Origin of the sequence: Citrobacter sp. MGH100 (genome assembly GCF_001034465.1) — a bacterium.
GTDB classification, from domain to species: Bacteria; Pseudomonadota; Gammaproteobacteria; order Enterobacterales; family Enterobacteriaceae; genus Citrobacter; species Citrobacter youngae.
Genome location: NZ_KQ089800.1, coordinates 1,695,707 through 1,719,723, shown reverse-complemented (window position 1 = coordinate 1,719,723; position 24,017 = coordinate 1,695,707). Strand labels below are relative to the sequence as shown.

Below are 24,017 nucleotides of genomic sequence, written 5' to 3'. Positions count from 1 at the left end.
GGGGAGTCTGAGCGCTAGACGTTTTTACGTTCGATAGTCTGTTCACCCCAAAAGAGCGAATCTTTGTCTGTTTTTTCAAAGGCTTTGATGAGTACCTCGTCGCTACCTTCTTCCCAAATTTTTTCCGCCAGTTTTTCGTCATAATTCGCGACTTCAAAAATGGCTTCGGCTATTTCCAGCGATGTATTGCGCAGACTTGCCCATTCACCAACGTGATGAGCTTTCGCTTCTTGAGTTGGCATTCGAATCCTCCTGTTGAAGATTAGCCGTTGAGTTTTACTGCCAGACCCGCGACATATTCACCCTGATAGCGGGCGATAGATAACTCTTCCTGACTTGGCTGACGAGAGCCGTCGCCTCCGGCGATGGTCGTTGCGCCGTAAGGTGTGCCTCCACGAACTTGTGAGACATCAAACAGTTCTTGCGCCGCATAACCGATGGGTACAATCACCATCCCATGGTGGGCAAGTGTTGTCCAGGTTGATGTAATGGTTTGTTCCTGACCGCCGCCAGTGCCTGTTGAGCTGAATACGCTGGCGAGTTTGCCGTAAAGGCCGCCAGAAGCCCACAGTCCGCCAGTCTGGTCGAGGAAGGTGCGCATCTGGCCGGACATATTGCCAAAGCGTGTCGGGGTACCAAAAATAATGGCGTCGTAATCAGCCAGTTCTTGCGGGGTGGCGACTGGTGCGTTTTGGGTTTTGCCGCCAGCCTTGAGGAAAATCTCAGGCTGCATGGTCTCTGGTACGCGCTTAATAATCACTTCCGCGCCATCTACCTTATTTGCGCCTTCTGCGACTGCATGGGCCATAGTTTCAATGTGTCCGTACATGGAATAATAAAGCACCAGAACTTTTGCCATTTTACACTACTCCTCGAGTTAACTGTGTCCGTAGCGATTCGCTACCTCCCTTTAAAGATATGACGTACGGCCAGGAGTGCAAATTTCACAATCACTTCTTTGATTTATAACAATTTTTATAACAACTGTTTTTGTTGCAAAATGATACATTTTTAACCGAACGGAATTTGGTAGCCATAAGAAAGACTTATTGATTTCATGCCGCGATTATTAACATCTGGCGGCCATTCCTGTTGCAGAATATTACAGTTCGCCGGTTATCCGGCTACTCTTCACTATGCTTAATCCCACGCAGTAAAAATCAGGGCACGGCCCTTGCGCTGCGTGAGGTATCACTCCTCAGTACCTATGCAATATGATGGCTAATCAATGACGGAGGTCAGTAATGGCAAACCATCGGGGCGGTTCCGGCAACTTTGCGGAAGACCGCGAAAGAGCATCAGAAGCAGGTCGAAAAGGTGGCCAGCACAGCGGGGGCAACTTCAAGAATGACCCGCAACGCGCTTCAGAAGCAGGAAAAAAAGGGGGCAAGAATAGTCACGGCAATAACAAATCGTAATTGTCGGGCTGTCTGTTAGAGATATCGTGACGGCTGAGTGTTCAGAGACAGACGTTACGTCGCCACCGCCGCCGGGTCGTTCCGGCGGTTTTTTTTGTCTGCAAGGTTGAACTGTAACAAAACGCAACGCAGACTAATGACATTCAGATAATCGGGTGTCTCATGTCATTACTTTCTCGTTATTCCTTCTCTGTTAAACCCCAGGAGGCGATCCTCATTGTGATCACCATGTTCTGGGGCGGAACGTTTTTGGCTGTGCAATATGCTGTCACGCTGAGCGGTCCCTTTTTCTTTGTCGGCGTGCGTTTTGCCACCGCCGCGCTGGCGGTCGCGCTTTTGTCGTTACGCACATTGCATAAGCTAACGTGGCTGGAATTCAAAGCAGGCGTGGCAATCGGTATCGCCATTGCGCTGGGCTATAGTCTGCAAACCTGGGGACTACAGTTTATTCCCAGCAGTAAATCGGCGTTTATTACTGCGATGTACGTGCCACTGGTACCGCTTTTACAATGGCTGTGTCTGGGACGTATGCCCGGACTGATGCCGTGCGTCGGTATTGTACTGGCCTTTATCGGATTGATTTTTCTTGCCGGACCGGGAGGCAATTTACTGGCTTTAGGCGAAGGCGAGTGGATCACGCTCGCCGGTGCGGTGGCGATTGCGGCAGAAATTATCCTGATTAGCGCGTGGGCGGGAAAAGTGGATGTACGGCGGGTAACGGTAGTGCAACTGGCAACTGCTTCGATAGTGGCGTTTATTGCGATGGGACCAGCCGGAGAGACCGTACCGCCAATGTCTACCGGATTGCTGGTGGTGGCGCTGGGGCTGGGGATTTTCAGTGCGATTATCCAGGTCACCATGAACTGGGCGCAGCGCAGCGTTTCGCCGACACGCGCAACGGTAATCTATACCGGTGAGCCTGTATGGGCGGGGATTTTTGGTCGACTCGCAGGGGAACGCCTGCCGCTGCTTGCTCTGTTGGGGGCGGCATTCATTATCATTGGCGTACTGGTCAGCGAACTCAAGTTCAAAAAGAAGAAAGCCGTCCAGCAGGAGGCTCCGCCCGAGTCGCTTTAATTTAACGTTTCAGTGTGCGATTTGTTATGCTGGCGCCCTCAGAACAAGGAGAGGGTGCATGGCTCAAGGCGCAGAGAAAAAAACAGGTAAACGCTCGCAGGCCGTGAGTGCAAAACGCCAGGCTATCTTAACCGCGGCATTAAATGTCTTTTCCCAGTATGGCATTCATGGCACGCGTCTGGAGCAGATTGCGGAACTGGCGGGGGTGTCTAAAACGAATCTGCTTTATTACTACCCTTCTAAAGAAGTGCTCTATATTGCCGTATTACGCCAGATCCTCGATATCTGGCTGGCACCGCTGAAGGCCTTTCGCGAGGACTTTGCGCCACTGGCGGCGATTAAAGAGTACATCCGACTCAAACTGGAAGTGTCCCGCGATTATCCCCAGGCATCGCGACTATTTTGTATGGAAATGCTGGCAGGCGCGCCGTTGTTGATGGCTGAATTAACTGGCGATCTCAAAACGCTGATTGATGAGAAATCTGCGCTGATTGCTGGGTGGATTAAAAGCGGGAAGCTGGCGCCGGTCGATCCGCATCATCTGATTTTTATGATTTGGGCTTCAACCCAGCATTACGCCGATTTTGCCCCACAGGTAGAGGCAGTGACGGGCGCAACGCTGCGTGATGAAGCCTTTTTTAACCAAACCGTTGAGAGCGTACAGCGGATGATTATTGAAGGGATCCGCGTGCGTTAACCTGCCGGCGGTAACGGGCAGCTTAAGTCACCCTCTTCGCACTGTAAGAGCGAGGCGAGAAACGCTTCGCGCTCGTTGGTTTTGTCCGTTAAACACTGGCTGGTGATCATCGACTGTATGCTGCCGCCTTCCGTGCCTGAACTGATCAATGCGCAGTCTGCATCGCGCAGGGTAATCCATGCGACCTGTGCTTTTTTCAGTAAATCACGTTGGGTGGGGGCGGCGCGCTTCAGTGCATTCTGATAAGTATCATTTAGCTTTGCGTCGGCCGTCTTATACTGCTCAGCGGCGCAGGTATTCATTTCAATTTGGTTGTTTGCGTTGGCGCAGTCATCCGCCAGTGCGTGACTGCTTAGCAGCAGTGCGGCACAGGTCAGTACAATTCGTTTCATGCTTCCCTCTGGCTTCATAAAAAAGGCTCCGTTGCCGGAGCCTTAATTAACCACAACCTTAGCCGATTGTCATCAGGCTGGCGTTCCCCCCGGCAGCGGCAGTATTGACGCTCAGGGAACGTTCAATGTACAGCCTCTCCAGCAGAATATTGCTTTCGCCACGGGCAAAGCCCTGGACCGAAACAATCGCCCCTTCGCGGGCCGCCACTGATTCACACAGTGCGCGAAGCTGATCGGAATCGCCGTGGAAAATAACGGCATCAAACGGCTGCGAGGTGATGTTGTCCGCTTTGGCAAACTGAATACGCCCGGAAACCGCAGTTGGCAGGCTTTTTGCCAGGTCGCGATGGAATGCATCATCAGGCCACAGGATTAAGCTACCTACGGAAGCCACCGCGGCAACCTGTACCAGTGCATCCTGTTCGTCATCGGCGATACACAGCACACGTTCGCGCGGCAACAGCGTCCAGGTATTGCGCTCGCCGGTGGGTCCTGGCAGCAGGCGTTGCGTTCCGGCCTGTGCCAGTTCGCCAAACTGCTGACAGAGCGCATGCAGCGACGGGCGATCGATTGCCCATGCGGTGAGCGCTTCCAGCGGTTGAATCAGCGCTGATTTAAGCTGCGCATCGACCGGGTAGTCTGCATCCTGGCGGGCAAGGGTAATGCCTAACGCATTTTCCGGTCGGTTTGCCAGCAGGCGGTACAGATACAGCGGTCCACCCGCTTTTGGCCCGGTTCCTGACAAGCCTTCGCCACCGAATGGTTGCACTCCGACGACGGCGCCGACCATATTGCGGTTAACATACAGGTTCCCCACATGTGCCGAGCCCGTGACCTGGGCGATGGTTTCATCGATACGGGTGTGTACGCCCAGCGTCAGACCGTAGCCGGAGGCATTGATTTGTTCAATCAGGCTGCCCAGATTGTTACGGGTGTAACGCACGACATGCAGTACCGGACCAAACACCTCTTTTTGTAATTCATCGAAGCTTTCCAGCTCAATAAGCGTCGGGGCGATAAAGGTACCGGTTTGCCATTCCCGCGCATCGTCGCTATTTTCGCGCACGGCCTGGAACACCGGACGCCCTTTGGCGCGCATGGCCTGAATATGGCGCTCAATATTGGCTTTGGCTTCTTCATCGATAACCGGTCCAATATCGGTGGTCAGGCGGCCCGGGTTGCCCATGCGGCATTCCGACATCGCGCCGCGCAGCATTTTCAGCGTATGGTCGGCAATATCATCCTGCAGGCACAGGACGCGCAGTGCCGAGCAGCGTTGTCCGGCACTGTCAAAGGCAGAGGCCAGAACGTCGACCACGACTTGTTCCGTCAATGCGGAGGAGTCGACGATCATGGCGTTCATCCCACCGGTTTCGGCGATAAGCGGGATTGGACGCCCCTGCGCATCGAGACGAGTCGCGATATTGCGTTGTAACAGCGTGGCGACTTCCGTGGAGCCGGTAAACATCACGCCGCGAACGCGCTCATCGGAAGTGAGCTGCGCCCCGACCGTTTCACCCTGACCAGGCAACAGTTGCACCACGCCCGGCGGGACTCCCGCTTCGAGTAAAATCGCGATGCCCTGGGCGGCAATCAGTGGGGTTTGCTCCGCAGGTTTCGCCAGCACGCTATTGCCCGCCGCCAGTGCGGCAGCAATCTGTCCGGTGAAAATAGCCAGCGGGAAGTTCCATGGGCTGATACAGACCACCGGGCCTAACGGACGATGGGTTTCATTATCGAAGTCATCGCGCACCTGGCCGGCATAATAGTGCAGGAAGTCGACCGCTTCGCGTACTTCCGCAATGGCGTTGCTGAAGGTTTTACCCGCTTCTCGCACCAGGATGCCAATCAACTGCTGCATCTGACCTTCCATCAGCACGGCGGCGCGATGCAAAATAGCGGCGCGCTCTTGTGGCGGTGTGGCGAACCAGATCGGCGCGTTATTTACCGCGTTCTGTAATGCCTGTTCCACCTCGCTGTGAGTCGCTTCACGCACGTAACCGACTATGTCTTTCGGTTCGGCCGGGTTGACGACGGGCGTCATTTCACCGTCAGCAACCGGATGTTCGAGTATTGGCTTAGCGTGCCATTTTTGCAGCGCGCTGTTGAGCAGGGCAGAGGACAGCGAGGCCAGACGATGTTCGTTAGCTAAATCCAGCCCGCCTGAGTTTTCGCGGCCTTTACCGTACAGGTCACGCGGCAGGGCAATTTTCGGATGCGGCAGCCCGGCCTGACCTTCCTGCTGTGCCAGTTTTTCAACGGCTTCAACTGGATCGGCAACCAGTTCGTCCAGCGGCAGGGTGGTGTCTGCAATACGGTTGACGAATGAAGTGTTGGCACCGTTTTCCAGCAGACGACGTACCAGGTACGCCAGCAATGTTTCGTGCGTACCGACGGGCGCATAAATGCGGCATGGGCGGTTCAGTTTGCCATCAGCGACTTTGCCGGTGACCTGTTCATACAGCGGTTCGCCCATACCGTGCAGACACTGGAACTCATACTGACCTGGATAGTAGTTTTGACCCGCTAACTGATAAATGGCCGCCAGCGTATGCGCGTTGTGGGTGGCGAACTGTGGGTAGATCAGATTCGGTACAGCAAGCAGTTTTTTCGCACAGGCCAGATAGGAAACGTCGGTGTACACCTTACGGGTGTAAACCGGATAGCCTTCCAGACCGTCCATCTGTGCGCGTTTGATTTCGCTATCCCAGTACGCGCCTTTGACCAGGCGGATCATCAGTCGGCGACGGCTGCGTGTAGCCAGATCAATGAGATAATCAATGACATACGGACAGCGCTTCTGGTAGGCCTGGATAACAAAACCGATACCGTTCCAGCCCGCCAGCTCAGGTTCAAAGCACAGTTTTTCCAGCAGATCGAGGGAGATCTCCAGTCGGTCTGCCTCTTCAGCATCAATATTGATACCGATGTCGTACTGGCGGGCCAGCAGAGTAAGCGACTTCAGACGCGGATAGAGTTCATCCATCACGCGGTCATACTGCGCGCGGCTATAACGCGGATGCAACGCCGACAGCTTGATAGAAATGCCCGGCCCTTCATAGATGCCGCGACCATTTGAGGCTTTACCAATGGCGTGGATTGCCTGTTGGTACGAAACCATATAAGCCTGGGCATCAGCGGCGGTTAGAGCCGCTTCACCCAGCATGTCATAAGAGTAGCGGAAACCTTTTTCTTCCAGTTTACGCGCGTTAGCCAGCGCTTCGGCGATAGTCTCTCCGGTGACAAACTGCTCGCCCATCAAGCGCATTGCCATGTCGACGCCTTTACGCACCAGTGGTTCACCGCTCTTGCCGATAATACGGTTGAGTGAGCGTGAAAGGCTGGCTTCATTATGCGTAGAAACCAGACGACCGGTAAACAACAGCCCCCAGGTCGCCGCGTTGACGAAAAGTGACGGGCTGCGTCCAATGTGCGACTGCCAGTTGCCGTTGCTGATTTTGTCGCGGATTAACGCATCGCGGGTTGCCTTATCAGGAATACGCAGCAAGGCTTCCGCCAGACACATCAGCGCAACGCCTTCCTGTGAAGAAAGGGAGAACTCCTGCAATAAACCCTGAACCATCCCTGCGCGGCCGCTGGCGGTCTTCTGGTTACGCAGTTTGTCGGCCAGGCTGTATGCCAGCTTGTGCGCTTGCTCAGCGATGGGTTGCGGCAGACGAGCCTGCTCCATCAGCATCGGCACTGCGTCGGTTTCGGCGCGGCGGTACGCGGCGGTGATTGCTGCGCGGGAAACTGACTGCGGCAGGATCTGCTCGGCAAATTCAAGGAAAGGCTGGTGCGCTTCATTCTGCGGCGTGGTTGGCTCCTCACCCTCATTCGCGGCACCCGCCAGCAGGGCCGGTAGTTCAGGAAGCGCGTCGTCATTTTCCAGTCTTTCGAGATAATTAAAGATGGCTTGTTTGATCAGCCAATGTGGCGTGCGATCGATTCGTGATGCTGCTGTTTTAATCCGCTCGCGCGTAGCGTCGTCCAGCTTAACCCCCATCGTGGTGGTTCCCATGCCGTTTACTCCTGTTGTACTGAAATACGGGTCTGATAGTTACCGAGAAATATCCACTATGTTGCAACTTTGTGCAACCGTGTTAAATGTGACTTGGTTTGCAAGCTTGGAAATGAATGAAATGTTAATAAATGTGAGTTTTATGATGTGGGCTGTAAAAATTACAAAATCTTTTTCTCTGCGGTAGTTAACACTTTTAAAAGGTGCAACCGAAAAAAATGTGAGAGAGTGCAACCTACAGAAAAATGCTATCTACTCTGGATCAAATTTGATGTAAATGGTGTGTTAAATCGATTGTGAATAACCATCGCTTCCGGCAGGATACGGTCGCCCTGGTCAACATAGATATCTTTGCCACGTTCCGGCAGGGTAATAAAACGGCAAGCCACGGCATTGCTGATACATAATTTTGGAGAGTTTTGATGGCTATTAGCACACCGATGTTAGTGACATTCTGTGTCTATATTTTCGGCATGATATTGATAGGGTTTATTGCTTGGCGTTCGACCAAAAACTTTGACGATTATATTCTGGGTGGACGCAGTCTGGGTCCGTTCGTAACGGCGTTGTCCGCCGGGGCATCTGACATGAGCGGCTGGCTGCTGATGGGGCTGCCTGGCGCGATTTTCCTGTCGGGGATTTCAGAAAGTTGGATCGCTATCGGTCTGGTATTAGGGGCATGGATTAACTGGAAACTGGTGGCCGGGCGTTTACGTGTACACACCGAATACAATAACAACGCGCTAACGTTGCCGGATTATTTTACCGGCCGTTTTGAAGATAAAAGTCGTATCCTGCGAATTATCTCAGCACTGGTTATCCTGCTGTTTTTCACCATCTATTGTGCTTCAGGTATTGTGGCAGGGGCGCGTTTATTCGAAAGCACCTTTGGTATGAGCTACGAAACCGCGCTGTGGGCGGGCGCGGCCGCGACGATCATTTACACCTTTATCGGTGGTTTCCTGGCAGTAAGCTGGACCGATACCGTCCAGGCCAGCCTGATGATCTTCGCCCTGATCCTGACGCCGGTGATGGTTATTATTGGCGTGGGTGGGTTTGATGATTCGCTGGAAGTGATTAAACAAAAGAGCATTGAGAACGTGGATATGTTCAAAGGGCTTAACTTTGTTGCCATCATTTCCCTGATGGGATGGGGACTGGGTTATTTCGGTCAGCCGCATATTCTGGCGCGCTTTATGGCGGCAGATTCTCACCATAGCATTGTCCACGCACGTCGCATTAGTATGACCTGGATGATCCTGTGTCTGGCTGGCGCGGTTGCCGTTGGGTTCTTCGGCATTGCTTACTTCAATAACAACCCGTCGTTGGCGGGTGCCGTGAACCAGAATGCTGAGCGTGTGTTTATTGAACTGGCGCAGATCCTGTTCAATCCATGGATTGCCGGTATTCTGTTGTCTGCGATCCTTGCGGCGGTGATGTCGACGCTGAGCTGCCAACTGCTGGTATGCTCCAGTGCGATTACCGAAGATTTGTACAAAGCGTTCCTGCGTAAAAATGCCAGCCAGAAAGAGCTGGTATGGATTGGGCGTATCATGGTGCTGGTCGTGGCGCTGGTGTCCATCGCGCTGGCGGCAAACCCAGAGAACCGTGTGCTCGGCCTGGTGAGCTACGCCTGGGCTGGCTTTGGTGCTGCCTTTGGTCCGGTTGTTCTGTTCTCCGTAATGTGGTCGCGTATGACCCGTAACGGCGCACTGGCAGGGATGGTCATTGGTGCAGTGACGGTTATCGTCTGGAAGCAGTTTGCCTGGTTGGGCCTGTATGAAATCATCCCGGGCTTCGTGTTCGGCAGCATCGGGATTGTGGTCTTCAGTCTGTGGGGGAAAGCGCCATCAGCAGCAATGCAGAAACGTTTTGCCGAGGCTGATGCGCATTATCATTCAGCACCGCCGTCGCGTTTGCAGGAAGAATAATCAGCCTCTGTCCTCAAGCCCGCCGTGTGCGGGCTTTTTTATTGACCCGGTCGTAAAACCGTCATAACCGTTACCTACCTAACCTTTTACATTCAGTCATCATTCTCAAAACATTCTGCTTGAGTTTTTCTTTGCTGTAATGATAATCACTATCACTGTAATTTACTTTTCTTTTCATCAGTTGACTGAGAATAACGTTAAAGGGTACTTCGCATGTTTGTTCCATTTCTAATTATGTTGCGCGAAGGGTTAGAGGCCGCGCTGATTGTCAGCCTGATTGCCAGCTACCTGAAACGGACTCAGCGTGGCCGCTGGATTGGCGTGATGTGGATTGGTGTGTTGCTGGCGGCGGCGTTGTGCCTGGCGTTAGGCATTTTCATCAACGAAACCACCGGTGAATTTCCGCAAAAAGAACAGGAGCTGTTTGAAGGCATCGTGGCGCTCATTGCCGTGGTGATCCTGACCTGGATGGTCTTCTGGATGCGTAAAGTATCGCGCAACGTCAAAGTACAACTGGAACAGGCTGTCGATAACGCGTTACAGAAAGGCAATCATCATGGCTGGGCGCTGGTGATGATGGTCTTTTTTGCCGTTGCCCGTGAAGGGCTGGAGTCTGTCTTCTTCCTGCTGGCGGCATTTCAGCAGGATGTGGGTATTTGGCCACCGCTAGGTGCGATGCTGGGACTGGCTACCGCGGTGGTACTGGGTTATCTGATTTATCTCGGTGGGATTCGCCTCAATCTCGGGGCTTTCTTTAAATGGACCAGCCTGTTCATTTTGTTGGTTGCCGCAGGCCTTGCTGCAGGGGCCATTCGTGCATTCCACGAAGCCGGGTTATGGAATCATTTCCAGGACGTGGCGTTTGATATGAGCAGCGTTCTGTCAACGCATTCGCTGTTTGGCACATTGATGGAAGGGGTCTTCGGTTATCAGGAAGCGCCAAGTGTTAGTGAAGTTGCTGTCTGGTTTATCTACCTGATTCCGGCGTTGATTATGTTTGCACTACCGCCGCGTTCAGGCACTACGGCATCGCGTACCGCACCTTGATAAAAACGCGATGCAGAATACTTTTTAGTTACAATATACTTATTTATAGGGATAGGTTATGACGTTTAATTTTCGCCGTAGTGCGCTGCAGTTGGGTATTGCCGCGCTGTTTGCATCCGCTTTTTCTGCACAAGCCGCCGATATTCCGCAGGTGAAAGTCACGGTTAACGACAAACAGTGTGAGCCGATGACCATCACGGTTAACGCCGGGAAAACGCAGTTCATCATCCAGAACCACAGCCAGAAAGCGCTGGAGTGGGAAATTCTTAAAGGCGTTATGGTGGTTGAAGAGCGCGAAAACATTGCACCAGGCTTTAGCCAGAAAATGACGGCTAATCTGCAGCCGGGTGAATATGATATGACCTGCGGTCTGCTGACCAACCCGAAAGGCAAGCTGATCGTGAAGGGGACTGCAACGGCAGATGCCGCGCACAGCGACGCTCTGCTGAGCCTGAGTGGTGCAATTACTGAATACAAAGCCTATGTAACGGCAGAAACCGCGCAACTGGTGACAGGCACGAAAGCCTTCACGGATGCCATTAAAGCAGGCGATCTGGAGAAAGCCAAATCGCTGTATGCGCCAACCCGTCAGCATTATGAGCGTATTGAGCCAATTGCCGAATTGTTCTCCGATCTCGACGGCAGCATTGATGCGCGTGAAGATGATTATGAGCAAAAAGCCGCCGATCCGAAATTCACCGGCTTCCACCGCCTGGAGAAAGCGCTGTTTGGCGACAATACCACTAAAGGTATGGACAAGTACGCCGACCAATTAAACAGTGATGTTCTTGACCTGCAAACGCGTATTAGCGAGCTGGCTTTCCCACCGTCTAAAGTGGTTGGCGGAGCAGCAGGGCTGATTGAAGAAGTTGCTGCCAGCAAAATCAGTGGGGAAGAAGATCGCTACAGCCATACCGATCTGTGGGATTTCCAGGCTAACGTCGATGGTGCGCAGAAAATTGTCGATCTCCTGCGTCCTCAATTACAAAAATCCAATGCTGAACTGCTGGCGAAGGTGGATGCGAACTTCAAAAAAGTCGATACCATTCTGAGCAAGTACCGTACCAAAGACGGTTTTGAAACCTATGACAAACTGACCGATGCCGATCGCAATGCGCTGAAAGGGCCAATCACGACGCTGGCGGAAGACTTGTCGCAATTACGCGGTGTTCTGGGTCTGGATTAAGCACTATGCAGCAAGATAATGAAAACGGCGTGAGCGAACCGTCACGCCGACGTTTACTGAAAGGGATGGGCGCCCTGGGTGGGGCGCTGGCGCTGGCGGGTGGATGCCCGGTCGCTCACGCGCAAAAAACGCAAAGCGCGCCGGGAACACTGTCACCTGATGCGCGCAGTGAACAACAACCGTTTTATGGCCAGCACCAGGCCGGGATCCTGACGCCGCAGCAAGCCTCAATGATGCTGGTGGCGTTTGATGTGCTCGCCAGTGATAAGGCTGATCTTGAGCGTCTGTTTCGTTTACTAACCAGCCGGTTTGCGTTTCTAACCACCGGTGGGCCGGCGCCAGAAACGCCGAATCCACGTTTACCGCCAATGGATTCCGGTATTCTTGGGGCATACATAGCGCCGGATAATCTGACGATGACGCTGTCGGTTGGATCTTCACTGTTTGATGATCGCTATGGTCTGAAAGCACAGATGCCGAAAAAACTGCAAAAAATGACGCGTTTTCCGAATGACTCACTGGATGCAGCGTTATGTCATGGCGATTTGCTGTTGCAGATTTGCGCCAACACGCAGGACACCGTTATCCATGCGCTGCGCGATATCATTAAGCACACGCCTGATCTGCTCAGCGTGCGCTGGAAGCGGGAAGGGTTTATTTCCGACCACGCCGCACGCAGTAAAGGTAAAGAGACACCTGTCAATTTGCTGGGATTTAAGGATGGAACCGCGAATCCCGACGCAGCCAATGCAACGCTGATGCAAAACGTGGTGTGGGTCACTGCGGAGCAGGGGGAACCGGCATGGGCACAAGATGGTAGCTATCAGGCCGTCAGGCTCATCCAGTTCCGCGTGGAATTCTGGGACCGTACGCCGCTTAAAGAGCAGCAAACGATTTTCGGCCGCGATAAACATACCGGCGCACCGCTGGGTATGCAGCATGAGCATGATGTGCCGGATTACGCCAACGATCCCGAAGGCGAGGTAATTGCACTCGACAGCCATATCCGTCTGGCAAATCCGCGCACCAAAGAGACTGACTCCAGTTTGATGATGCGCCGTGGCTACAGCTATTCGCTCGGCGTGACCAATTCTGGTCAACTGGATATGGGACTGTTGTTTGTTTGCTATCAGCACGACCTGGAAAAAGGGTTTTTGACGGTGCAGAAACGCCTGAACGGTGAAGCGCTTGAGGAGTATGTCAAACCTATTGGTGGGGGATACTTCTTTGCCTTGCCGGGCGTCAAAACTGCAGACCATTATCTGGGACAGGCCCTGCTCGAAGCATGATGATTGTGCCCCGCAGTGCGGCGGGGCATTTCCTGACACTCTGATGAATGAAAAAATTATTTTTCATGATCGGCGGCGACTGAAATAATTCTGTCATCTCTCTGCAAGAGACTGTTGCTGGCGATAAGATGAAATTAAGTTAACAATAAGTAAAAATATTGTTGCATTAACGAAGGGTTATGATGTAATTATAAGTAATAGCGGTAGTTCCCGGCGGTGATAGTCGTTCACTATGGAGATCGCGAATGGAAAAGTCCTGTACTGGACATGTTTTTCAACGTTATTGCAGTCCCTTACGCGGACGTTTCTCTTCCGGTAGCCATCTCGTCACCGTTAAATCTCTCTCCCTTTCACTTCTTATCCTTGTAACTGACACCCTGTACGGTGCGCGTAGCCGTGTATGGCGTCTTATCCGAAGGCAGGCAATGGCTTACAAGGAAGCCAACCCTCAGATGTTCGTGCGCATAATCGTGCCGCCAACGGCGCGTGTGATGTATACCTACAACTCAAGGTGCTATCCATGGGAAGACAAAAAGCAGTGATCAAAGCTCGTCGCGAAGCAAAACGTGTGCTGAGGCGGGATTCGCGTAGCCATAAACAGCGCGAAGATGAATCGGTCACCTCGCTTGTGCAGATGGGCGGCGTAGAAGCGATTGGTATGGCGCGTGATAGCCGCGACGCCACACCGATCACGGCGCGAAATGAAGCTCAGGCGCACTACCTGAATGCTATCGAGAGCAAGCAGCTGATCTTCGCCACCGGTGAAGCCGGGTGTGGTAAAACCTGGATCAGCGCGGCGAAAGCAGCAGAAGCCCTGATCCACAAAGATGTGGACAGGATCATTGTAACCCGTCCAGTTCTGCAAGCTGATGAAGACCTCGGCTTCTTACCTGGGGATGTCTCCGAGAAGTTCGCTCCCTATTTTCGTCCGGTTTATGACGTGCTGGTAAAACGTCTGGGAGCCTCCTTTATGCAATATTGCCTGCGACCTGAGATTGGTAAGGTAGAAATCGCGCCGTTCGCGTATATGCGGGGACGTACATTTGAAAATGCTGTTGTTATTCTGGATGAGGCTCAGAATGTGACTGCTGCGCAAATGAAGATGTTTTTGACCCGACTCGGAGAGAATGTGACGGTGATTGTGAATGGGGATATTACCCAGTGCGATCTCCCCGCTCATGTTCGTTCAGGGCTAAGCGATGCGCTGGCCCGTTTCGAAGAAGATGACATGATTGGGATCGTTCGATTCAACAAAGATGATTGCGTTCGCTCGGCACTGTGTCAGCGGACGCTCAATGCTTACAACTGATCTGTTTTGCGTCTTCAAGGCCCGGGAAACCGGGCTTTGTTTTTTGTACCCCTATGAGCACAACGGACTGATGGCGTGGCCAACATTGTTGGTGAGGTCAGGTGTTCACGTTGTATCCCGCATGGGAAAATAGCTATAAAAAAGCCGCTGGTCGCGGCTTTTTAAATAAAACTGAGGTTACTGTGGGAACCACTGGTCACTGATTTTCTGGTACGTGCCGTCCGCTTTGATAGCCGCCAGCGCACTGTTCAGTTTTTCCAGCAGGGCTTTGTTATCCGGGCGAACAGCAATACCAAGACCCGTACCAAAGTATTGCGGATCGGTGACTTTTGCCGTTGCAGTACCTAACTGTGGATTAGTTTTCAGCCACTCATTGACGACGGCAGTGTCGCCAAATACGCCATCAATACGGCCATTTTTCAGGTCGATAATCGCATTCTGATAGCTGTCGTAGGCCACGGTTTTTACTTCAGGATGTTTGTCCTGCAGGTATTTCTGGTGCGTGGTGCCGTTTTCCATCCCAATACGTTTGCCTTTCAGATCATCAAAGCTTTTATAGGTGTCTTTCTTCGCAATTACCAGCGCTGAGTTGGCATAGTACGGCTGGGTGAAGGAAACCTGCTTGCTACGTTCAGGCGTGATGTCCATGCCGGAAATCACCGCATCATATTTTTTGAATTTCAGCGCGGGGATCAGGCTGTCAAAAGCGTGATTGGTGAAAGTACAGTCAGCCTGCATTTGTTTGCACAGCGCCGTCGCCAGATCGATGTCAAAACCGACAATTTTATTGCTGGCGTCCAGCGACTCAAATGGCGGGTAAGTCGCTGATACACCGAAATTAATTTTATCTGCAGCTGAGGCGCCAGCGGCGAAAGTAGCAAGTAATGCGGCCAGTACTAACTTTTTCATGGTGGAACTCCCGTCTGTCAATCTTATGATTATTTACCGTGTCTGCGGCGTGGATTAACAATGCCATTTAATGAATTTATATGCAATAAAAATGATTAAATATTTTTATTGCATAAAAAAAGACGGGCAATTGTGACACTTGCCCGTCTTGTGTTTTTCAGTTTATGCAGTTATTCGGCTTAATTACGCTGTTCAAACGCCAGCGCTTTACGTTCGATTAAGCGCATCATCAGCGTCAGCAAGCCGTTGACGATCAGGTAAATCACACCCGCAGCACCGAATACCATCACGTCATAAGTACGACCGTACAGCAGCTGGCTATAACCCATAACTTCCATCAGGGTGATGGTGTAAGCCAGTGAGGTACTTTTAAAGACCAGCACCACTTCGTTGGAATATGAGGAGAGGGCGCGTTTAAAGGCGTACGGCAGCAGAATGGCCAGCGTATCCTTCTTGCTCATCCCCAGCGCACCACAGGACTGCCACTGGCCTTCCGGGATTGCACGGATAGCGCCGTAAAACAGTTGCGTGGTATAGGCCGCACTGTTTAAGGACAGCGCGATTAACGCGCACAGCCACGGTTCGGACAGCAAATGCCAGAGCACCGGATATTCCTGCAGCGCAGGGAACTGCCCTGGTCCGTAGTAGATCAGGAAAATTTGTACCAGCAGCGGTGTACCGGTAAACAACGTGATATAGGCGCGAACCAGCCAGACCACAATCGGCGTCTTAAGCGTCAGGATGACAGTGAAAATCAGCGCCAACACCAGAGCAACTACGATGGAGGCGACCGTCAGCGTCAGGCTGGTATGCAGCCCTTTCAACAATTCAGGTAAATACTCAAGCATCAGCCCGGTCTCCGCTCAAAACGTGTCGCGCGCAGGTCAATGCGTTTGAGAATGTACTGACTCACCAGCGTAATCACCAGGTAAATAGCGGCCGCCACAATGTACCAGGTAAAGGGTTCCTGGGTACGGGTGGCAATACTCTTGGTTTGCAGCATCAGATCGTTCACGCTGATGAGGCTGACCAGCGCGGTATCTTTCAGCAATACCAGCCACTGGTTACCGAGCCCCGGCAGAGCGTGACGCCACATTTGCGGCATCACCAGGCGAAAGAAAATCGCGGTTTTAGATAAACCCAATGCCTGACCTGACTCCCATTGCCCGAGTGGTACGGCCTTCAGCGCGCCACGCAGCGTTTGCGACGCGTAAGCGGCGTACAGTAATGACAGCGCAATCACACCGCACAGGAACGGGCTGACGTCGAAGTTTTCGATCTGCATCTGCACCGGAATTTGTACAAATCCGAGATTGATCGTAAAGCCATCGGCCAGCGTCAGTAGCAACTGTGAGGAGCCGAAATAGATAAACAGAACCACCAGAATTTCTGGTAACCCGCGCAGAATGGTGACCAGGGCCGAACCCGCCAATGCCACTGGACGCCATTTTACTGACTCCCAGACGGCAAAAAACATGGCGAGCGCGAGGCCGATGATCAGCGCACAAACGGCAAGGCCGACGGTCATCCCGGCGGCGCTTGCTAAAGGAAAAAATTCATTCATCAAATATTACTTCTGGAACCATTTGTTGTAGATGGTCTCGTAAGTCCCATCTTTCTTCACTTTTTCCAGCGCAGCGTTAAATTTCTGCTGCAGCTCGGTATTACCCTGGCGCACAGCAATGCCCAGACCGGTACCGAAGTAATCTTTATCCGTGACTTTGTCGCCAACCGCGGCCAGTTTCGGATTGTCTTTCAGCCATTCCGTTACTACAGCGGTATCACCAAAGACGCCGTCAATACGACCGTTTTGCAGATCGAGTTTGGCATTCTGATAACTGTCATACGGCACGGTAGTCACTTCCGGATGTTTATCCATGATGAATTTCTGGTGCGTAGTACCGTTTTGAACACCGACTTTTTTGCCTTTCAGCTGCTCAATGCTGGTGTATTTACCCTGTTGGCCAACAAACAGCGCAGAGTTGTCGTAATACGGGGTGGTGAACAGAACCTGTTTTTCACGTTCAGGCGTGATGTCCATACCGGCCATCACCGCGTCAAAACGACGGAATTTCAGGCTCGGGATCAGGCTGTCGAAGGCCTGATTGGTGAAGGTACATGTGGCGTCAATCTCTTTACACAGCGCATTCGCCAGATCAACGTCAAAGCCTACGATCTTGTTGTTAGCATCGATCGATTCAAATGGAGGATAAGACGCTTCGGTGGCGAAACGAATGGTTTGGGCTGCGGTAGCGGAAAGGCTAAAACCTGCGATTAGCGCGGCAATCAGAACTTTTTTCATTGTATTGTCCCGAATCTTAGTGAGAAAGATAGTTTTTAAACGCTTCGGTTTGCGGGTTGGCAAAGCAGCTCGCATCCCCAAACTCGACGATATGACCGTTTTCCATGTACACCACGCGACTGGCCGTTTTACGAGCAACTTCCACTTCGTGGGTGACGATCACCTGAGTAATATTGGTTTCTGCCAGCTCACGAATGATGCTGACGATTTGGGCGGTAATTTCCGGATCAAGCGCTGCGGTAGGCTCATCAAACAGCAATACCTGTGGCTCCATCATCAATGCGCGGGCAATAGCCACACGCTGCTGCTGGCCACCGGAGAGATGCAGCGGATAGCGATCGCTGTATGGCTTCAGGCGCAGACGTTCCAGCAGTTTCTCGGCGCGCGCCATCGCCTGCTCTTTTGTCAGACCGAGTACGCGGCAGGGCGCTTCAATCAGGTTCTGCACCACCGTGAGATGCGGCCAAAGATTATATTGCTGAAAGACCATGCCCACGTTTTGACGCAGATCCCGAATGGCTTTATCTGACGGGGTTTTCGTGAAGTCGAAACGGTTACCCGCAATAGAGAGCGTGCCCGAGCGCGGCATCTCAAGCAGGTTGAGTACGCGCAGTAGCGAGCTTTTCCCGGCTCCACTTGGGCCAAGTAACACCAGTGTTTCACCCTGAGGGCAATCCAGCGTGATATCGAACAGCGCCTGATGTGCGCCGTAGAAGCAGTTAATGCCGTTTAATTGAATACTCATTGACACTCGATACTGGCAGTCTGATAGCTATTGAAGCCGCAGATACTACCTTTGACAGAATAGTTATGCAATATTTATGCGTTAAAAGTTAAATGCAAACCGCATTCTTATCTAAACATAGCACAAAATAGCGGGGCTACCAGTGGGCAAGAATAATTGTCGGCATTCTATGCAGAATGCCAGACAATTTAAGGGGTTTATGATTTTGACGGTGAATGGGGCAGTTAGCGGTTTTCGACAGACTGGCGCAACGTCCCGGCTGGCGCGTGTACGCTGCCGCCCAGATAACGCACATCATCGATCACCCAGCACTGGCCTTCGCGGATCATCAGCACTTCATCGCGCCAGCTCTGGTCACCCTGTTTCAGCTCTACGCGTAGCGGAATGTTGCGTGCATCGCTATTCGGAATGGTTGATGCGCTGGCGACGCTGGCGCTATCTGGTAATGTGGCACGACTGGAAAACGGATCGCTGTTAAACAGAGCGCGATGCGCGTTATCACGGCTGGCATCGTTCAGCAGTTTTGCCAGGTTGTCGCTGAGGTATGGGCGCAGGGCGGTAAGATCGTTGTTTCGATGCTGAATACGGTAATCATAGAATTGTTGAGCCACGCTGTCTGGCCCACCTTCTACGCATGAACCGCTACGCGCGCCGTTATCTTTATAAACCGGCGCCACGGTAGTACAGGCGCTGAGAAGGAGTGCACAGGGAACCAGCAGAGAGAGTTTCGAGTAGCGCATAATGATTTCCTTATTAGCTTTCTACTATTAGTGTTCTACGTTGATAGAATATATCCTTTCAATGATAGTGGATCGGTTCGATAATGCTTTTGAGATCGTGCTCTTAGCGCAAAAAGGAGATTAACCATGCAGTTTTCGACTACCCCTACGCTGGAAGGGCAGAGCATCGTGGAATACTGCGGTGTTGTTACTGGCGAAGCCATTTTAGGCGCGAATATCTTCCGCGATTTTTTCGCCGGCATTCGCGATATTGTCGGCGGTCGCTCCGGCGCGTATGAAAAAGAGCTGCGTAAAGCGCGTGAAATTGCTTTCCAGGAGTTGGGCGAACAGGCGAAAGCGCTGGGTGCTGACGCGGTGGTCGGTATTGATATTGATTACGAAACCGTGGGCAAAGACGGCAGTATGCTGATGGTGAGCGTCAGCGGCACGGCGGTGAAAACCCGCCGATGAAGCGTCTGTTGTGGCTGCTGGCATTTACGCTGTTGCTGGTGGGATGCGCTGGCGAAAAAGGGATTGTCGACAAAGAAGGATATCAGTTAGATACCCGCCGTCAGGCGCAGGCTGCTTACCCGCGTATTAAAGTGCTGGTTATCCATTACACGGCGGATGATTTTGATTCTTCTCTGGCTACGCTGACCGATAAAAACGTCAGCTCGCACTATCTGATCCCGGCTGTGCCGCCGCTCTACCACGGCAAACCGCGTATCTGGCAACTGGTGCCGGAAAAAGATCTGGCCTGGCATGCGGGGATTAGCTTCTGGCGTGGCGCTACGCGTATTAACGATACCTCAATTGGCATTGAGCTGGAAAACCGCGGCTGGCAAAAATCGGCAGGGATAAAATATTTTGCGCCGTTTGAGCCCGCGCAGATTCAGGCGCTGATCCCATTGGCGAAAGATATTATCGCCCGCTACGACATCAAACCGCAGAACGTGGTAGCCCATGCGGACATCGCCCCGCAACGAAAGGACGATCCCGGACCGCTTTTCCCATGGAAAGTGTTGGCCGAACAGGGCATTGGCGCGTGGCCGGACACTCAGCGCGTGGCATTTTATCTTGCCGGGCGAGCGCCTCATACGCCGGTTGCAACCGAATCTTTACTCGATCTGCTGTCGCGTTACGGCTATGAGATAAAATCTGATATGACGTCTCGTGAACAGCAGCGGGTGATTATGGCCTTCCAGATGCACTTCCGCCCGACACTGTGGAACGGCGTGGCGGATGCAGAAACTCAGGCGATTGCCGAAGCGTTACTGGAAAAATACGGGCAGGGTTAACGTAGAACACCAATGCCTGATGGCGCTTCGCTTATCAGGCCTACGGCTAATTTGGGCTGGTTTTTTGTAGGCCGGATAAGGCGCTTGCGCCGCCATCCGGCAATGGTTAACGCGGCAGCTTACCGTGGTCGCGCAGCCAGGCCGCGGTACGTTCAATCCCTGCATCCAGCGTCACAATGGGCTGATAACCCAGCTCTTCCTGAGCGCGGGTAGTATCCAGCGTAAAATCAAAATTCAGCTTCGAGACGCCGTAATGCGTCAGCTTTGGCTCTTTTGCCGATTTATTGCCTAAACGCTCCATGCTGCGGGCAATCATGTCCAGCATCGGGTAGGGAACGGAGCGGATCCGACAATCAATATTCAGCTCGTCGATGAGCTTCTGCACAATGCTGCGCAGAGTGCGATGCTCGCCGTTGGTAATGTTGTACGCGCGACCTGACGGCAGCTTATCGCAGACTTGCTGACTTGCCAGCCACATCGCGTGCACTGCATTTTCGTAGTAGGTCATATCTACCAGCGCACTTCCGCCGTGCGGCAACAGGATACTGCCATAGTGGTACATCATATGGGCTAGGCGCGGGATAAAGACCTTATCGTGTGGTCCGAACAGGCTTTGTGGACGCAATACCGTAAAACGGGTCTGCGGGTTGGCCTGTGCCAGCAACGCGATCACGTCTTCGCCAGCCGCTTTGCTGCGGGCAAATTCATTGGCGAAGCGGTGCGGACGAAAGTCCTCTTTGATATCGCGATGGTGATGATAATCAAAATAGAGCGACGGCGAGGAGATATGAATGAAGTTACGCACGCCCCAGGCCACGGCCCACTCGCCCAGACGGCGAGTTGCGCGAACGTTAGCCAGATCGAAGGCTTCCTGAGTTCCCCACGGTGAGGTAAAACTGGAGCAGTGCCACAGCGTGTCGATGCCGGCAAGCATCACTTTTGCCTGCGAAGAAACCAGCTCGGTCAAATCGGCATGCACAAATTCTGCGCCCATTTTTTCCAGCAGTTTGCCCATCGCTTCGTTGCGACCGGTCGCTCTGACGCTGACGCCTCTGCTGCATAAAAACTCAACCGCGTTTCGGCCTAAGCCGCTGGTGGCTCCGGTAACCAGTACCTTCATATCAATCCACTGTGTTTAAAAAACGTCGTGCGCATTCTTCCGTGAATTACGTCTGTATGCAATGGGAAACATGAAAGAATACAGTCTCTTTTTCGCATTAGTCTGTGATTTGTTCTGCAAGTTTGGCTATACGCTTCGCCATCCCCCTGAAAATGAACAGGTGGGCGGGAATCATCAACAGCCAGTAGAAGAGGCCAGGCATGCCGTGCGGATGCCACCAGGCGCGTACATCAATGCGTCGGTGATCGCCTTTATCTTCCAGTGTGAAGCTCAGGCGACCCAAACCAGGCGCTTTCATTCCAAACAGCAGCGTCAGCTGTTTCTCGGGTTCAACAATGATAACTTTCCAGCTATCGACAGTATCGCCAACCTGTAATAGCGGGTGTTGTGGTCGGCCTTTTGCCAGCTTATGGCCGACCAGCAGATCTAACGCCGCACGCGTTTTCCACAAAATGTTGCCAAAGAAGTAGCCTTCTTTGCCGCCGAGCCGGTTCACGACCTGCCACAACGCTTTTTTGCTGGCGGAGGTTTCGACGCTAAAGCCAGCCTGTTTGGCAAAATAGCCATATTCAGGACGCCAGCGGGCAAACGCCTGTGCGTCGTAACCCCAGTCGCTGGAGTTGACCAGCTTCTCTTCTTCCTTCAACGTGCTGCGCACCGCGTCATCAAAGGCAATCAGCTTTTGCGGGATCAGCGCACGTAGTTCGGTGTCATCGGCCAGCAGGTCGTGTTTTAAGCCCTGGATCAGCGCTTTGGCCGTGGTTGGCGGCACTGACGTAATGACGTTTAAAAACCAGACCGAAATCCAGCGGGTAGGAAAGGGGATGGGGATGAGCAGGCGATGTTTACCGCTGACCGCCATAAAATGCTCGAACTGTTCCTGATAGCTCAACACCTGCGGCCCGGCGGCTTCGAGTACGCGGTGATGTTGTGTGGGATGGTCCAATAGCGCCACCAGGTAGTACATTAAATTCTCCAGCGCGATAGGCGTGGTACGCGAGCGTACCCAGCGTGGAGGGGTGAGAACCGGCAGGTTGTAAACCATATCGCGCATTACTTCAAAGGCAGCAGAACCTGCCCCCACGATAATGCCCGCACGCAATTCCGTCATTGGCACGCCCGATTCACGCAGAGTATCTGCGGTTATCTGTCGCGCACGCAGATGATCGGATTGTTCATGCCGGGGAGCCTGTAATGAGCTCAGGAAAATAAGCTGATTGACCGGTGTATTACGCAGCGCATCGCGCACGTTCATCGCCACCTGACGTTCGTGGGCGATAAAATCACCGCCTTCACCCATGCCATGGACCAGGTAATAAACCGTATCAACGCCGGTCAGCAACGGCGTAAGGTTTTCTGGCCAGTTTAAATCGACCTTATGGCAACTGACGTGGGCCAGTTGCTGCTTTTCCAGCCGTTCAATGCGGCGTGCCGCAGCCAGCACCTGATGCCCTTGCTGGCTGAGCGCCTGTACCAGATGCTGACCAATGTAACCACTGGCGCCAAGAACCAAAATCCGTTGCGGCACGCCCATCTCCTTAGCGGGTTAAAAAAGCGCGCCAGTGGGCGACGACTTCGGTAAGTTGTTCACGCGATACGTCCAGATGCATCACCAGGCGCACAATCGGCGAGGCGTTAATCAGCACACCCTGTGCTTTCATATATTCACCCAGCGCGGCAGCGTGCTCTTCGCCAACGCGAACAAACAGCATGTTGGTGTCGTGGCGCATGACGTCCGCCCCTGCTTCGCGCAGTTGCTCCGCCATCCAGGCGGCGTTGTCATGGTCTTCCTGCAAACGCGCCACGTTATTTTTCAGCGCATACAGTCCGGCCGCCGCCAGAATACCCGCCTGGCGCATTCCGCCGCCGGTCATTTTGCGCCAGCGAATGGCACGCTTGATGTACTCGTGGCTGCCGACCAGCAGCGAGCCTACCGGCGTTCCCAGACCTTTGGAAAGACAAATGGTGAACGAGTCGCAGTATTGCGTGACATCTTTAAGCTCACAGCCATAGGCGACGATGGCGTTAAAAATACGCGCGCCGTCGACGTGCAGGGCAAGATTGCGCTCCCGGGTGAATTCCCAGGCCTCTTTCAGATACTCGCGTGGCAGCACTTTGCCGTTATGCGTGTTTTCCAGGCTGAGCAGACGGGTGCGGGCAAAATGGATATCGTCTGCTTTGATTTTTGCTGCAACTTTGTCCAGCGGCAGGGAGCCATCCGGAGCGGCATCAATGGGTTGCGGTTGAATGCTACCAAGCACCGCTGCGCCACCCGCTTCGTAGAGATAGTTATGCGCGCCCTGACCGGCGATATACTCTTCGCCGCGCTGACAATGGCTGAGCAGGGCCACCAGGTTCGCCTGAGTACCGGTAGGTAAGAAAATTGCGGCTTCTTTGCCAGAAAGCTCGGCCGCGTATTGCTGGAGGGCATTAACGGTAGGATCATCACCGTAGACGTCGTCCCCGACCGGGGCGGCCATCATCTCTTCGAGCATGGCGCGACTGGGTCGGGTGACGGTATCACTGCGTAAATCAATCATGGTATCTCCTTATTACA

At 52.9% G+C, this 24,017-nt stretch carries 23 protein-coding genes; 10 read left to right on the top strand and 13 right to left on the bottom strand.

All coding sequences use genetic code 11. From position 1 onward, the window contains the following. Positions 1 to 14: 14 nt before the first annotated feature. Complete coding sequence (locus SK32_RS08155; protein ID WP_048212082.1) at positions 15 to 242, bottom strand: YccJ family protein; 228 nt, start codon at positions 240 to 242, stop codon at positions 15 to 17. 20 nt (positions 243 to 262) lie between these two features. Continuing rightward, on the bottom strand, positions 263 to 859 hold the full coding sequence (gene wrbA / locus SK32_RS08150) for an NAD(P)H:quinone oxidoreductase (protein ID WP_003832057.1): 597 nt from the start codon (positions 857 to 859) through the stop codon (positions 263 to 265). Positions 860 to 1,244: 385 nt separating this feature from the next. On the opposite strand from wrbA, the gene SK32_RS08145 reads away from it, so the two are divergent. The 3 genes from SK32_RS08145 (at position 1,245) to rutR (ending at position 3,192) form a co-directional block, all read left to right on the top strand. Beyond that, a complete protein-coding gene (locus tag SK32_RS08145; protein WP_003036022.1) occupies positions 1,245 to 1,418 on the top strand; it encodes a con-10 family general stress protein in 174 nt (57 codons plus the stop codon). 162 nt (positions 1,419 to 1,580) lie between these two features. Next, complete coding sequence (locus SK32_RS08140; protein WP_048212081.1) at positions 1,581 to 2,495, top strand: DMT family transporter; 915 nt, start codon at positions 1,581 to 1,583, stop codon at positions 2,493 to 2,495. A 58-nt stretch (positions 2,496 to 2,553) separates the two neighbouring features. Further along, on the top strand, positions 2,554 to 3,192 hold the full coding sequence (rutR, locus tag SK32_RS08135) for an HTH-type transcriptional regulator RutR (protein ID WP_048212080.1): 639 nt from the start codon (positions 2,554 to 2,556) through the stop codon (positions 3,190 to 3,192). Here the strand turns inward: rutR and SK32_RS08130 are convergent. After that, positions 3,189 to 3,584: a lysozyme inhibitor LprI family protein gene (locus tag SK32_RS08130; protein ID WP_005122117.1), complete on the bottom strand. Its 396-nt coding sequence runs from the start codon at positions 3,582 to 3,584 to the stop codon at positions 3,189 to 3,191. The two genes, rutR and SK32_RS08130, sit on opposite strands and share 4 nt — an antisense overlap. Positions 3,585 to 3,642: 58 nt before the next feature. Further along, positions 3,643 to 7,605 (bottom strand): trifunctional transcriptional regulator/proline dehydrogenase/L-glutamate gamma-semialdehyde dehydrogenase, encoded by a 3,963-nt coding sequence (gene putA, locus SK32_RS08125; RefSeq protein ID WP_048212079.1) that lies wholly within the window; start codon positions 7,603 to 7,605, stop codon positions 3,643 to 3,645. Positions 7,606 to 8,027: 422 nt separating this feature from the next. Here putA and putP point away from each other — a divergent pair, with 422 nt between their 5' ends. The 5 genes from putP (at position 8,028) to phoH (ending at position 14,367) form a co-directional block, all read left to right on the top strand. Continuing rightward, the gene (putP, locus tag SK32_RS08120) at positions 8,028 to 9,536 is read left to right on the top strand and encodes a sodium/proline symporter PutP (RefSeq protein ID WP_048212078.1); all 1,509 of its coding nucleotides are present in this window, start codon (positions 8,028 to 8,030) and stop codon (positions 9,534 to 9,536) included. 213 nt (positions 9,537 to 9,749) lie between these two features. Beyond that, complete coding sequence (gene efeU / locus SK32_RS08115; protein ID WP_048212077.1) at positions 9,750 to 10,583, top strand: iron uptake transporter permease EfeU; 834 nt, start codon at positions 9,750 to 9,752, stop codon at positions 10,581 to 10,583. A gap of 58 nt (positions 10,584 to 10,641) precedes the next feature. Next, the gene (efeO, locus tag SK32_RS08110) at positions 10,642 to 11,769 is read left to right on the top strand and encodes an iron uptake system protein EfeO (RefSeq protein WP_048212076.1); all 1,128 of its coding nucleotides are present in this window, start codon (positions 10,642 to 10,644) and stop codon (positions 11,767 to 11,769) included. A 5-nt stretch (positions 11,770 to 11,774) separates the two neighbouring features. Next, the gene (efeB, locus tag SK32_RS08105) at positions 11,775 to 13,058 is read left to right on the top strand and encodes an iron uptake transporter deferrochelatase/peroxidase subunit (RefSeq protein WP_048212075.1); all 1,284 of its coding nucleotides are present in this window, start codon (positions 11,775 to 11,777) and stop codon (positions 13,056 to 13,058) included. Positions 13,059 to 13,578: 520 nt separating this feature from the next. Then, positions 13,579 to 14,367, top strand: a complete 789-nt coding sequence (phoH, locus tag SK32_RS08100; protein ID WP_005122110.1) for a phosphate starvation-inducible protein PhoH — start codon at positions 13,579 to 13,581, stop codon at positions 14,365 to 14,367. A gap of 177 nt (positions 14,368 to 14,544) precedes the next feature. On the opposite strand, the gene artJ is transcribed toward phoH, so the two are convergent. The 6 genes from artJ to SK32_RS08070 form a co-directional block, all read right to left on the bottom strand. After that, positions 14,545 to 15,276: an arginine ABC transporter substrate-binding protein ArtJ gene (gene artJ / locus SK32_RS08095; RefSeq protein WP_048212074.1), complete on the bottom strand. Its 732-nt coding sequence runs from the start codon at positions 15,274 to 15,276 to the stop codon at positions 14,545 to 14,547. A gap of 179 nt (positions 15,277 to 15,455) precedes the next feature. After that, positions 15,456 to 16,124, bottom strand: coding sequence for an arginine ABC transporter permease ArtM (gene artM, locus SK32_RS08090; protein ID WP_048212073.1), 669 nt, complete (start codon positions 16,122 to 16,124; stop codon positions 15,456 to 15,458). Continuing rightward, positions 16,124 to 16,840: an arginine ABC transporter permease ArtQ gene (gene artQ, locus SK32_RS08085; protein WP_048212072.1), complete on the bottom strand. Its 717-nt coding sequence runs from the start codon at positions 16,838 to 16,840 to the stop codon at positions 16,124 to 16,126. Before artQ ends, artM begins: the two co-directional genes overlap by 1 nt. A 6-nt stretch (positions 16,841 to 16,846) precedes the next feature. Beyond that, complete coding sequence (artI, locus tag SK32_RS08080; protein WP_048212071.1) at positions 16,847 to 17,578, bottom strand: arginine ABC transporter substrate-binding protein ArtI; 732 nt, start codon at positions 17,576 to 17,578, stop codon at positions 16,847 to 16,849. A 16-nt stretch (positions 17,579 to 17,594) separates the two neighbouring features. Continuing rightward, positions 17,595 to 18,323, bottom strand: a complete 729-nt coding sequence (gene artP / locus SK32_RS08075; RefSeq protein ID WP_003027295.1) for an arginine ABC transporter ATP-binding protein ArtP — start codon at positions 18,321 to 18,323, stop codon at positions 17,595 to 17,597. Positions 18,324 to 18,547: 224 nt separating this feature from the next. Then, positions 18,548 to 19,063: a lipoprotein gene (locus SK32_RS08070; protein ID WP_048212070.1), complete on the bottom strand. Its 516-nt coding sequence runs from the start codon at positions 19,061 to 19,063 to the stop codon at positions 18,548 to 18,550. 126 nt (positions 19,064 to 19,189) lie between these two features. On the opposite strand from SK32_RS08070, the gene SK32_RS08065 reads away from it, so the two are divergent. Both SK32_RS08065 and SK32_RS08060 read left to right on the top strand, forming a co-directional pair. Further along, entirely contained in the window at positions 19,190 to 19,513 is a 324-nt protein-coding gene (locus SK32_RS08065) for a heavy metal-binding domain-containing protein (protein WP_001160725.1), read from the top strand. Continuing rightward, positions 19,510 to 20,340, top strand: a complete 831-nt coding sequence (locus SK32_RS08060; RefSeq protein ID WP_048212069.1) for an N-acetylmuramoyl-L-alanine amidase — start codon at positions 19,510 to 19,512, stop codon at positions 20,338 to 20,340. Before SK32_RS08065 ends, SK32_RS08060 begins: the two co-directional genes overlap by 4 nt. Before the next feature lie 106 nt (positions 20,341 to 20,446). On the opposite strand, the gene SK32_RS08055 is transcribed toward SK32_RS08060, so the two are convergent. The 3 genes from SK32_RS08055 to ltaE all read right to left on the bottom strand — a co-directional run bounded on the left by SK32_RS08055 (position 20,447) and on the right by ltaE (position 24,000). Next, on the bottom strand, positions 20,447 to 21,460 hold the full coding sequence (locus SK32_RS08055; RefSeq protein ID WP_048212068.1) for an NAD-dependent epimerase/dehydratase family protein: 1,014 nt from the start codon (positions 21,458 to 21,460) through the stop codon (positions 20,447 to 20,449). Positions 21,461 to 21,557: 97 nt separating this feature from the next. After that, on the bottom strand, positions 21,558 to 22,988 hold the full coding sequence (locus tag SK32_RS08050) for an SDR family oxidoreductase (protein ID WP_048212605.1): 1,431 nt from the start codon (positions 22,986 to 22,988) through the stop codon (positions 21,558 to 21,560). Positions 22,989 to 22,998: 10 nt separating this feature from the next. Then, a complete protein-coding gene (gene ltaE / locus SK32_RS08045) occupies positions 22,999 to 24,000 on the bottom strand; it encodes a low-specificity L-threonine aldolase (RefSeq protein ID WP_048212067.1) in 1,002 nt (333 codons plus the stop codon). Positions 24,001 to 24,017: the final 17 nt, after the last annotated feature.